At 55.6% G+C, this 11,099-nt stretch carries 8 protein-coding genes; 3 read left to right on the top strand and 5 right to left on the bottom strand.

Annotated features, from left to right (window positions below; genetic code table 11):
• The 3 genes from EKK30_RS10320 to EKK30_RS10310 are packed head-to-tail and all read left to right on the top strand — an operon-like array spanning position 1 to position 6,997.
• Positions 1-1,464: an N-6 DNA methylase gene (locus EKK30_RS10320; protein WP_290984264.1), complete on the top strand. Its 1,464-nt coding sequence runs from the start codon at positions 1-3 to the stop codon at positions 1,462-1,464.
• Positions 1,461-2,927 carry a restriction endonuclease subunit S gene (locus EKK30_RS10315; RefSeq protein WP_290984262.1) on the top strand — a complete coding sequence of 489 codons (1,467 nt, stop codon included), beginning with the start codon at positions 1,461-1,463 and terminating at the stop codon, positions 2,925-2,927. Before EKK30_RS10320 ends, EKK30_RS10315 begins: the two co-directional genes overlap by 4 nt.
• Positions 2,927-6,997, top strand: a complete 4,071-nt coding sequence (locus tag EKK30_RS10310; protein WP_290984260.1) for a hypothetical protein — start codon at positions 2,927-2,929, stop codon at positions 6,995-6,997. Before EKK30_RS10315 ends, EKK30_RS10310 begins: the two co-directional genes overlap by 1 nt.
• Before the next feature lie 148 nt (positions 6,998-7,145).
• Here EKK30_RS10310 and EKK30_RS10305 read toward each other — a convergent pair whose 3' ends face one another.
• The 5 genes from EKK30_RS10305 to EKK30_RS10285 form a co-directional block, all read right to left on the bottom strand.
• Entirely contained in the window at positions 7,146-7,631 is a 486-nt protein-coding gene (locus tag EKK30_RS10305; protein ID WP_290984257.1) for a DUF305 domain-containing protein, read from the bottom strand.
• Positions 7,632-7,787: 156 nt separating this feature from the next.
• Positions 7,788-8,423 (bottom strand): tetratricopeptide repeat protein, encoded by a 636-nt coding sequence (locus EKK30_RS10300; RefSeq protein ID WP_290984254.1) that lies wholly within the window; start codon positions 8,421-8,423, stop codon positions 7,788-7,790.
• Positions 8,424-8,837: 414 nt separating this feature from the next.
• On the bottom strand, positions 8,838-9,137 hold the full coding sequence (locus EKK30_RS10295; RefSeq protein WP_290984251.1) for a copper-binding protein: 300 nt from the start codon (positions 9,135-9,137) through the stop codon (positions 8,838-8,840).
• Positions 9,138-9,192: 55 nt separating this feature from the next.
• Complete coding sequence (locus EKK30_RS10290; protein WP_290984248.1) at positions 9,193-9,681, bottom strand: cupredoxin family protein; 489 nt, start codon at positions 9,679-9,681, stop codon at positions 9,193-9,195.
• Between the two features lie 19 nt (positions 9,682-9,700).
• Positions 9,701-11,086 (bottom strand): copper oxidase, encoded by a 1,386-nt coding sequence (locus EKK30_RS10285; RefSeq protein ID WP_290984245.1) that lies wholly within the window; start codon positions 11,084-11,086, stop codon positions 9,701-9,703.
• Positions 11,087-11,099 lie beyond the last annotated feature (13 nt).

Here is an 11,099-nt window from a genome sequence, read left to right as displayed (position 1 = left end):
ATGACAGCTACCTCGACTATTGTTGCTAAGCTCTGGAACCTCTCGAAGGCGCTCCAGGGCGCCGGCGTGTCCTATCAGGGATATATCACCGAGCTAACGTACCTTCTGTTCCTCAAGATGCTGGAAGAGACCAAGCACGAGGAGCGTTTGCCCAAGGGCTATCGCTGGGCCGATCTCGTGAGCAAGGGCGGCGTGGAGCAGCTCGACTTCTATCGCAAGCTGTTGCTGGACCTGGGCAACAGCAAGATCGCGAAGGATCCGTTGGTCAGCGCCATTTTCACCGACGCGCAGACGGCATTGCGCAAGCCCACCGATCTGAAGCTTCTCACCACGACGCTTGACGAGCTCGACTGGTTTTCGGCGCGGGATGATGGCCTCGGGAATCTTTACGAAGGCTTGCTCGAAAAAACCACGAGCGAAAAGAAATCGAAAGCCGGGCAGTATTTCACGCCAAGGCCGCTCATCGATAGCATCGTGCGCCTGGTGAAGCCGCAGCCCGGCGAAGTTATTCAAGACCCTGCGTGCGGGACTGGGGGCTTTCTCATTGCGGCCGACCGTTACATCAAGAGCAAGACGGATGAGCTGTTCAAGCTCAGCGCGGAGCAGGCTCATTTCCAGCGGTGCGAAGCCTTTGGAGGGGCGGAATACGTCCCGGAGACGCGACGTCTGTGTTTGATGAATCTCCAGTTGCACGGCATTGAAAGCTCGGTGGGAGACATCGACAGCCTGTCGAGCGATGGGGAGGCGTTAGGGAAGGCCGACCTCGTCCTTACCAATCCGCCCTTTAACAAGATGCCGCAATCCGTCTCGCGCGCGGACTTCTCGATTACGGCCGATGAGCGTGTTGGGCCGTTGCCGTTCGTTGAGCATGTCATTCGCGCGTTGAAGCCGGGCGCCCGCGCGGCCGTAGTGGTGCCCGACAACGTTTTGTTTGCGGACGGAGTTGGAGCTCGGCTGCGAACTTGGCTGATGAACATGTGCGACCTGCACACGATCCTGCGGCTGCCGACGGGCATCTTCTATGCGCAGGGCGTGAAAACCAACGTGCTGTTCTTCACGCGCGGCAAGACGGACGAGGGGAATACCAAGGCGGTGTGGGTTTACGACCTGCGCGCCAACATGGATGCGTTTGGGAAGACTCGGCCACTCAATGTCGAGGACTTTGCCGGATTTGAAAAAGCTTTTGGCGCTGATCCGTATGGGAAGGCTAAGCGCAAGGATGAAGGGGAGGAGGGGCGGTTCCGGTGCTTCAACAGGAAGAAGATTGAAGACCGCAATAACAATCTTGATATCACATGGCTGAAGGATACGGAGGCCACGGCGGAGGAGGGACTAATTGAACCAGAAGACATAGCAGCCGCGATTGTCGGCCACCTCAAAGCTGCGCTGGCGGAGATTGAGGGGCTGAGCGAGGATCTGGAAGTCGAAGTGGTAGCCGTTGCCAAAAAGGAGGCGGCGGAATGAGAGTAACTAGTCCCGCAAAAATGTGGCGATCCGTACCACTCGGCACATTTGCGGCCTCCACGAAAAATTTAGATCCCGCAAGATTCCCTGACGAATTATTCGAACTATACAGCGTACCCTCCTATTCGGAAGGGATGCCCGAGGTAATTGCAGGGCGAGAAATAGGGTCAAGCAAGCAGATCGTTCAACCTGGCGATGTCTTGCTTTGCAAGATCGTCCCTCATATCAACCGCGTTTGGGTGGTGCCGGAACACACAGGGCACCGCCAGATCGCGTCGGGGGAATGGATTGTTTTCCGCACGGGATGCTTGGAGCCCAAGTATTTCAGACATCTGCTTTCAGCGCCCGATTTTCGGGAGCAATTCTTACAGACCGTTTCAGGCGTCGGCGGCTCACTCATGCGAGCGCGCCCCGCGTCGGTTCAGCTCATTGAAGTCCCAATCGCTCCTTCTTTGGAGCTAAGTCACATTGTCGCTAAACTCGACAGCCTCACAGCCCGCTCAACCCGGGTTCGGAATGAACTCGACCTCATCCCGCAACTTATTGAGCGCTATAAACAAGCGATTCTTGCGGATGCTTTTTCCGGAGAGTTGACCGCGGACTGGAGGCGGAAAAATCTTCACAAGTTAACTTGCGCTGAATCCTTCGTGCACGACCGCCAGCTCAAGGCGATTGCGATTGCTAATGAACCTGGTCGCGGTCGAGATGAGAAAACCGCCCTCCTAAAAACCGACGATGATCTCAATAGAGATATGAACTCTTTGCTTGAAACGAGGATCTTGCCGTCACAGTGGTGCTGGGTGGGTTTAGGACAGGTTTTTGGTGTCTATGTAGGCGCCACCCCTAGCCGAAAAGAATCAAAATTCTGGAACGGAGGCATCCCGTGGGCAAGCAGCGGTGAGGTTGCCTTTTGCAGAATTAATTCGACTGAGGAGATGATTACCCAGGCCGGATTGGATAGGTCGTCAACAAGGCTTCATCCGCGCGGAACAGTGCTCCTCGGTATGATAGGCGAGGGAAAGACACGCGGACAGGCGGCCATACTTGATATATACGCCTGCAACAATCAGAACTGCGCCGCGATACGGGTCGCGGAAGCTGAATACTCGCCCGAATACGTTTATTGGTATCTCTATTTCGCTTATCAACAGACGCGGACGACGGGCGCTGGCAACAATCAGCCTGCGCTCAACAAGGAACGTGTACAGCGCCTACCAATTCCGCTAGCGCCGCCAGAAGAAGCCAAAATCATCGCGGATGCCATTGCGACAGCCTTTGCTTGGCTCGACAAGGTTGTTCAAGAGCATTCGAGTGCAAAGCGACTGCTCACAAAGCTTGATCAAGCCATACTGACTAAAGCATTTCGCGGTGAACTCGTGCCGCAAGATCCAAATGACGAGCCTGCAGACATTCTGCTTCAAAGGCTAAAGCTTAACGCCGCACCAAAGCGGCGGAAGAGTTAATGGCTTACGTTCCCCGCACGCTCGTGGTCGACAAACTCCAACCCGATGAGAAGACCATCGGAGAGGATGAGATCAGCACGATCCAAAATCCGATAGTCATCCTCGGTGAACCAGGGATAGGTAAAAGCGACCTAACAAAATCCATTGCAAATTCGCTGAGCGCTGTACGGGTGAGCGCCGGTACGTTCTCCCGAAGCGAAGATCTTTCGCCCTACACCGTCGGACATTCGGGAACGCTCATTATTGATGGCCTGGACGAGGTATCGACCGCATCGGGAGAGACCGCGCTCGATGTCGTTTTGAAGAAGCTGGATAAGCTCGGTCGACCGCGCTTCATTCTGTCTTGTCGTGCAGCAGATTGGCAGGGTTTGTCGGATCGTTGGAAAATCGAACAGGATTATGGCTTCCGTCCTGTCACGCTGCAGATCCTGCCGTTTACGCAGGAGCAAGCACGTAGTTTCCTTGCAGGCTATGACAACATCGATGCGGACAAGTTGCTCGAAGAGATCGCCAACCGAGGCCTTGAGGAGCTTGTTGGCAACCCGCTAACTCTAGGCCTGCTCGCCGAAGTGGCCGGTGAAGGTCAAGGAATTCCAGACAACAAGCCGGAACTCCTGGATAAGGCGTCTCGCATGTTGGTCAGGGAAATGAATCCCGCCCATGTGAATTCGCCGGCTGCCCAAGCGCATGTCGAAGATTTGTTGGTCTCGGCCGGGGCTATCATGGCACACCTGCTGCTATCGAACATGGCTGGCATCTCGACCGGTGTGCGCGAGAATCTTCCGGCTGGCTTTGTTCATGTATCCGATATCGCAGGTATTCCGGATGCACCTCTCGCACAGGAGGTTTTAAAGACGCGGTTATTTCGATCGGACGGCGAAGGCCTGTTTGTTCCGCTACACCGCGTCATAGCTGAGTTCTGGTCAGCATATTGGCTTGCGCGAAGATTGAAAAACGGCCTTTCAGAAAGGCGGCTGTTCCAGATCCTTGAGTTTGCGGGAGGAGTTCCGGGTCCGCTCCGAGGCGTGCACGCATGGCTTGGCCATTTTAGTCCTTCGGTCGCCGACCGGTGTATTAAATCAGACCCCTACGGCGTGCTCCGCTATGGCGAGACTGACAAACTGCCCACACCGCGAGCTAAACTGCTCCTGGTGACGCTTGCCGCCCTTGCGAACGAAGATCCCTACTTTCGTAGTGAAGATTGGGGCATGCGCGCCGTGTCTGGTCTTGCACGGGCTGAATTGAAGGATGACATTATTTCTGTCGTCCGAAGTCCTGAAAGGCACTTTCACCTTTCTTCTCTGCTTCTGGAGGCGCTTCCAGGCTCAACGCTTACAAAGGAAATAGTGCCCGAGCTGAAGGAGCTCATTGCCGACAGTTCCGCCGCGTATTCGGAACGTCTGCATGCTGCCCATGCGCTTATCGCCAGCCAAGCCCACCTTGATTGGCCCACAATCGTTTCCACTCTTGCAAAAGGAGGCGGCAACGACAAGCGCTTGGCGCTAACAATAATCGGCCTCTTATCGGGCAAAGGCATATCGGCCTCAGAAATTGTCGACGCCCTTATCGCTGAACTCGGCATCGACAGAAATGAAACATCTGAAGACTTTATTTCAGGCACTGACTACACGCTGGTTCGAAACCTCCCGCCAGAGATTTGTGCTGAGGTGTTGGACGTTCTGGCCGACCGCATCGCAGCGAAGAAAACATCACCTTATTGGAGCCCCAACTACCGGATTTCGGGAGCCGTCCAACGATTGATCGCAAAGGCCCTAGAGGGAGTTGAAGTTCGAGCCGATTGCTTTTGGAATTGGATACGCCACATCGATGCACGCGCGAGTGCTTCCAGCGACAGTAGAGATCAGATTTCCGCCACCCTTAGAACGGACACCCCATTTAGACGAGCGGTTCAGCGCGTGGCTCTGAATGATACGTCCATTGAGAATGGTCCATGGATGGCCATCGTTTCCGAGCTCCCACAATCCAATCCGGGACTTTATTTAGACCGAAGCGACGCGGCTTTTTTTCTTTCCGAGATCTTAGAAAAGGATTCCCTTGCTGACGCCGATATCACGTTGTGGGCTGACTTGGTTCGGTCGCAAGGCCGGATAGACAAGCTTGATGATGTGTTCCAAGGAGTTATCGAGCGATCTACGGTCAAGCATGTCGCTTTAGCCGAAGAGTGGGCGGAACTGACAAAACCTCCAGCCCGAGACTTTGAGAAGGAGGAGCGGCGACGACAGGACAGATATCGCAGGCAGCAAGCTCTGACCTTCGCCAAGCATCGCCGAAACTTCGAAAGGGTCAAAGACGATATCCGGACGGGAAAAGCCTTCGGTGCTCTTCATTCGTTGGCTCAAGCGTATCTAAATCGCTATTCGGATCTGAATCACGAGTCCGAACCCCTGCAGCGACTGCAGGAATGGGTGGGTGAGGATATTGCCGAAGCCGCGATCCAAGGTTTTGTCGCAAGTCTTGGACGCACAGGCCTCCCCACCATCACACAAATCATTGAAATTCGTTTTGAGGGCAAACATTGGAACATTGAGCCTATATTGGTTTGTGGCGTTGCTGAGCTTGTGCGTCGCGGAGAGTCGCTAGATCAAGTGGCACCATCGGTCGCCAACGCAATTTTGGCGGTTTGGTGGGAGATGCCGGAGTTTCACGGTCAGAAACTTGGTGAAGACGTAGAGCGCTGCCTCGAAGACAACGTCTTTGAAACTCAGGCAGGTGCCGAAGCATTTCTGACCGCAATCATCGAGCCCAATATTGCCGCAGGAAAAGAAAATATATCTGCCATTTATCGTATGGCCAGGAACCCGCGCTTTAGCGGCATCGCGGGTCCTTTGGCGTTACGATGGCTGAATGCATATCCAGCCGCAAACTTAAGTGTCCAACAGGAACTTCTTCAAATTGCCCTGCATTCGGGCACTTCGCCACAGTTGTTCGAGCTGACAAGGGAGCGCCTGAAGGATCAAGGACAATTAAGTCCCGAAGCCCTTCGGATGTGGCTCGCCGCCGCCTTCCTCCTTTATCTGCCCGATTTGCGAGGTGAGGCGCTGAAGCACGCCACCGGTGATAAAGATATTCTGTGGTCAATCATAGATCTTCGACGGCCAGACCGATTTGAAAACCGGTCGCTCTCATTATCGGTTAGACAGCTCGAGCAACTTATTCAGACCTTCGCGCCTCTTTGGCCGGTCGTGCCACATCCTCCCTCGGGTTGGAGAGGAAGTCATGAGCCACACGATGCCACCGATTTCATCTATGGCTGCATCACGGCACTCAGCAGCATTCCGAGTTCGGAGGCTTCGCAAGCTCTCGATCACCTGGCCACGTTGGAATCGATGGCCGCTTACGGAGAATCCATCAAACATGCGCGCGCGCAACAACGTCGCCTCCGCCGGGATCAGGAATATGTACCTTTAACATTCAATCAGGCGAAGCAGACTCTTGCGGATGGCCTGCCCGGTACAATCGATGACCTGAAAGCATTGGTTGTCGATCGCCTTGAGGAAATGCAGCACTATCTTCGTAATGCCGAAACTGACGGTTGGGATGCTTACTGGAATGGCGACCGGCCAAAGGATGAGAACACCTGCCGGCATCGCATTGTCGATGCTCTTCGACCCAAGCTCCCATCATCCATTAGCTTGGTTCCTGAGAACCTAATGCCAGAACAGAACCGCTGCGATATTGTGGCAAGTCTGCAGACGCTTGGCCTTCCCATCGAAGTCAAAGGCCAGTGGCACCCTGAAGTCTGGAACGCGTCCCAAACTCAGCTCGATGATCTCTATGGACGTTCGTGGAGAGCCGACGGGAGGGGAGTTTACATCGTGCTGTGGTTTGGCGATGTCCCCGGCAAGCAGCTGACTGCTCACCCAGACGGCTTGCCACGTCCGACATCGGCAAATGAACTTCGCAAAATGCTTCTCGATCGGTTGGATGATTCTGAGAGGGCCCGTATCGACGTCTTCGTCCTCGACGTATCGAAGCCTCAAGGGAAGGCGAGCAAAGATGCGGTCAAAACCCCGAAGGGGAAGAAGGGAACAAAGGCGTCGGCTAACTAAAACGAAATGGATTTAACATAACGATCATTATGCGACGTAAGTATATGAATTGTAAGCAATAAGTTGCGGCTTCGGCCGATCGAGATTTATTATTGGTGCCGGTTCCGATTGAGTTTTCTGCCACCACATCCAGTTGAGCCGGGCCACCTTATTGTGCAGGAGCCAGGTCCTTGGCGTCCGGTGCCGTCGGATTGCGCTGGAGGTCAGCGATCAATGCCTTCATCTCCCCGATCTCCCGAACCTGCGCATCGATGATTCCATCCGCGAGCTTGCGAACGCGGGGATCGCGAATATGCGCACGTTCGCTTGTCATGATTGCAATGGAATGGTGAGGGATCATCGCTTCCATGTAACTGACGTCGCTTACTGTCTGCTGGCTACGGACGAGCCACAACGCGATTGCAAAAGCGACAACACTTGCAGCGACCATCGCTAAATTGATACGCGGGTCTTTGTACATCGACCACATAAAAATAAGCATCAAAATTGCCATCACTGCGCCCATCACAACTGCCATCCACATGCGCGTCTGGCTGTAGAAAACATGGTCAAGCGCGTAAGTGTTGAGATACATCAATCCAAACATTACGACAGTGGCGCTGGCGATCATCGCTGCGAAACGCGCATACGACATTAGAAACTCCTTGCTTTGTTATTCAGAACATTAGTGCCCCAATAAATAGCCGGAGGCTTCATCTGTAACCACGCTGACGATGCGCTGTTCCCGATAAATTCGCCGTACGAATTTCTCACGATGCTATTTGCTTTTCTCAGACTCGAAGAAGCCCGCTCAGCGCATTCCGGTCGAAATCCCCAATTTGCTCATGGCTTCCAAAGCGCCTTGGTGGCGGGGATTCAATTTGAGCGTTTGCCGAATGTCCGCCGTAGCCTCTCGCGGGCGTCCTAGCCGGAGATTTACGATGGCTCTGTTATAGTACGCCGGCGCAAACGCTGGGCCCAGGTGCACGGCGGCGGTAAGGTCCCGCAAAGCCAGTGTGAGATCCCCGATACGAGCATATGCGTTGCCTCGATTGAAGTAGGCTCCGGAAAAATTTGGATCCCGCCGAATTGCATCGCCATAGTTGGCCAAAGCTTCGGCTTCATTTCCCGCCGCGAGGTAAACATTGCCTCGATTGTTATAAAGACCAGCCTGGTTTGGGTTCAACTGGATGGCCTTGTCGAGGTCCGCGAGGGCGTCGCTATGGTTGCCCACCATTTCGGAAGCGTTAGCCCGATACGCGTAGGCATCGGCCAAATTCATCGGTGCCGGCGCGCCGCCTTCGATCACAATACTACAGCCTTGCATCACCCGGACGGGACTGCCTGACGCGCAGTCCGACACCACATCGGCGAGCGGGCTCTGGGCTCCCGCTGATATCGCGAGGACAAGGATAGAAGCCCTAAGAAAGGAGCGATGCTGTTTCATGGCGATCTATCGCGATGCGGTGGACGTTGCCGGCGCAGCGGGCCCTTTTCGGCAGATCGGTTCCGATCCCACGTTCGTCCCCTCTCCAGGGTCACCGGATCCTTCTGCCCGAATTTACGCGTATAACACTCAACGAACCGCGGTCCATTATGGCAGTGCCGATACGTGCGATTGTCGACCAGGTTCACCCCAGATGGTCGATGGGGGCCCTGTAAATGCAATGTCGGAAAAGCCGTAGCGTCGACGACGCTCCCCGCCAGAACACCCATGATGACCACCATCCCCGCTGATAGACGCGTGAACGATTTCGTTTTTTGCGTCGCTTGCATATTGAGTCCTGCGGCCGAAACAGCCTGTTTGAAAATTGTACGAAGCGCGGTCGGCTGACGGGGGTACGGCGGCCCCCGCCGTCGGTCACTTGGCCTTCTGAACCATCATGACCGTGATCTGACCGTTGACCTTATCCGCGCTGAATTTGATCTTGTCGCCCGGCTTCACTTCCTTAAGCATCGCCGGATTGTTGGCTTTGAACACCATCGTCATGGCGCCCATGTCTAGGTTGGTGATCGCTTCGTGCTTGATCGTCATCTTGCCGGCGGACTCATCGACCTTCTTTACGACGCCGTTGATCATTGGAAGGTCTGCGGCTTGCGCCATCCCGGACATCGCCAAAGCTGCGAAGGCAAGTATATGTAGGTGGGGGGACCGTTTCATGGGGATACTCCTGGTGCTGGTTTTGGATGCGGAATGCTCCGCTGATGCGATCGTGTCATTTGACCACGACCTTTCCGTGCATCCCTGCTTCGTAATGGCCAGGGATAAGGCATGCGAACTCGAACTCGCCTGGCTTTGAAAAGCGCCAGAAAAGCTCCGCTGTCCCACCGGGTTCTACCGTTTGGACGTTGGGTTCATCGTGAACCATTTCTGGGTTCTTCTGCATTTCGATGAGGTGGCTGGCGTTCTGCGCGACCGACGCGAGGTGGAACTCGTGTTTCAACGCGCCGGCATTGCGGATGACGAACTGAATCTGTTCGCCTCGCGCCACCTCCACGCTCGCGGGCGCGTACACCATCGCTCCGTCCCGCTCAGACATTGTGATCTCAATGGTTCGGAACTGCTTCGTAGGATCTCCGGGCTCGCCGGCCGCAAAATCATCATCGTCGTCATGCGCGCTTGCCTGCATGAGCGTCGGCGGCATTGCGTGGATTGCCGTGCCGAGCACGAATGCGACGGCAAAAGCTTTCATGGTACGGTTCATCTCTACTCCCTATTGCTGATCAGTGATTCATGGGGCCGGTGGGTTTGACGACATGCAGTTCGACATCGCCGGGCGTTGTGGAAGGCTGCGGCGCCTCATCCGCTTTCGCGAGATCTGCGGTCCATTCCCGCGCGACTGACCCTTCGGGATGCTTGAACCAGCCCGGGTCCTTGTAGTCGTTGCGATCCTGACCCTCGCGGACCTTCATAACCGTGAACATGCCGCCCATTTCGATGGGGCCGTATTGGCCAAACCCCGTCATCATCGGCAACGTGTTATCCGGGAGCGGCATCTCCATCTCGGCCATGTCGGCGCCGCCAGCCTGGCCCATGGGCATGTAACCGTCGGGAATGACCTTCGCGATCTTCTTCTGCATGCTTTTGAGATCGACGCCGACATAGGTCTTCACGTCATGTCCCATCGCATTCATGGTGTGGTGGGACTTGTGACAGTGGAACGCCCAATCACCTGGATTGCTCGCGACGAACTCCACCGCGCGCATCTGGCCGACCGCGCAGTCGACAGTGACTTCAGGCCAGCGCGCTTCCGGCCGCGTCCAGCCGCCGTCTGTGCAGGTCACTTCGAACTCATGGCCATGAAGGTGAATCGGATGGTTCGTCATGGTGAGGTTGCCGAACCGGATGCGCACGCGATCATCCTTGCGCACCACCATGTGATCGATGCCGGGGAACGCGCGGCTATTGAAGGTCCACAGGTTGAAATCGAGCATGGTATTGACCTTGGGCACGTAGGAGCCTGGCTCGATGTCATAGGCGTTGAGGAGGAACACGAAGTCGCGGTCAACGCGGTGCAGGTTGGGGTCCTTCGGATGCACAACGAAGAAGCCCATCATTCCCATGGCCATCTGCAGCATTTCGTCGGCGTGCGGATGGTACATGAAGGTGCCCGACCGCCTGAGCTCGAACTCGTAGACGAAGGTCTGGCCAGGTTTGATCTGTGGCTGGGTAAGCCCCCCGACGCCGTCCATTCCGTTCGGCACCGGCATTCCGTGCCAATGGATTGTGGTGTGTTCCGGAAGCTTGTTGGTGACGAAGATTCGGACCTTGTCGCCCTCGACGCCTTCGATGGTCGGACCGGGTGACTGGCCGTTGTATCCCCACAGGTGCGCCTTCATTCCCGGTGCGATCTCGCGCACCACCGGTTCCGCGACTAGGTGAAACTCTTTCCAGTCGCCATTGCGGCGCCACGGAAGAGTCCAGCCATTGAGCGTGACCACCGGCTGATAATCCGGGCCGCTCGTGGGATAAAGCGGGGACTGCATGAGCGGAGACGGCTGGGTTGGTGCTTCAGGCACGGCCGCGAATGCGGCTCGTCCCGTGACTTGGCTCACGCCGGCAAGCGCGATGCCTGAACTTGCGATGAAACTGCGGCGCGAGAGACTCATGCGCTGACGTCCT

Source organism: Hyphomicrobium sp. (assembly GCF_003987855.1).
GTDB lineage: Bacteria > Pseudomonadota > Alphaproteobacteria > Rhizobiales > Hyphomicrobiaceae > Hyphomicrobium_B.
This window is presented reverse-complemented; position numbering and strand designations above follow the sequence as displayed.

Coding starts and splice junctions, on each gene's coding strand:
- EKK30_RS10320 (WP_290984264.1), top strand. CDS start 1: ATGACAGCTACCTCGACTATTGTTGCTAAGCTCTGGAACCTCTCGAAG.
- EKK30_RS10315 (WP_290984262.1), top strand. CDS start 1,461: ATGAGAGTAACTAGTCCCGCAAAAATGTGGCGATCCGTACCACTCGGC.
- EKK30_RS10310 (WP_290984260.1), top strand. CDS start 2,927: ATGGCTTACGTTCCCCGCACGCTCGTGGTCGACAAACTCCAACCCGAT.
- EKK30_RS10305 (WP_290984257.1), bottom strand. CDS start 7,631: ATGTCGTATGCGCGTTTCGCAGCGATGATCGCCAGCGCCACTGTCGTA.
- EKK30_RS10300 (WP_290984254.1), bottom strand. CDS start 8,423: ATGAAACAGCATCGCTCCTTTCTTAGGGCTTCTATCCTTGTCCTCGCG.
- EKK30_RS10295 (WP_290984251.1), bottom strand. CDS start 9,137: ATGAAACGGTCCCCCCACCTACATATACTTGCCTTCGCAGCTTTGGCG.
- EKK30_RS10290 (WP_290984248.1), bottom strand. CDS start 9,681: ATGAACCGTACCATGAAAGCTTTTGCCGTCGCATTCGTGCTCGGCACG.
- EKK30_RS10285 (WP_290984245.1), bottom strand. CDS start 11,086: ATGAGTCTCTCGCGCCGCAGTTTCATCGCAAGTTCAGGCATCGCGCTT.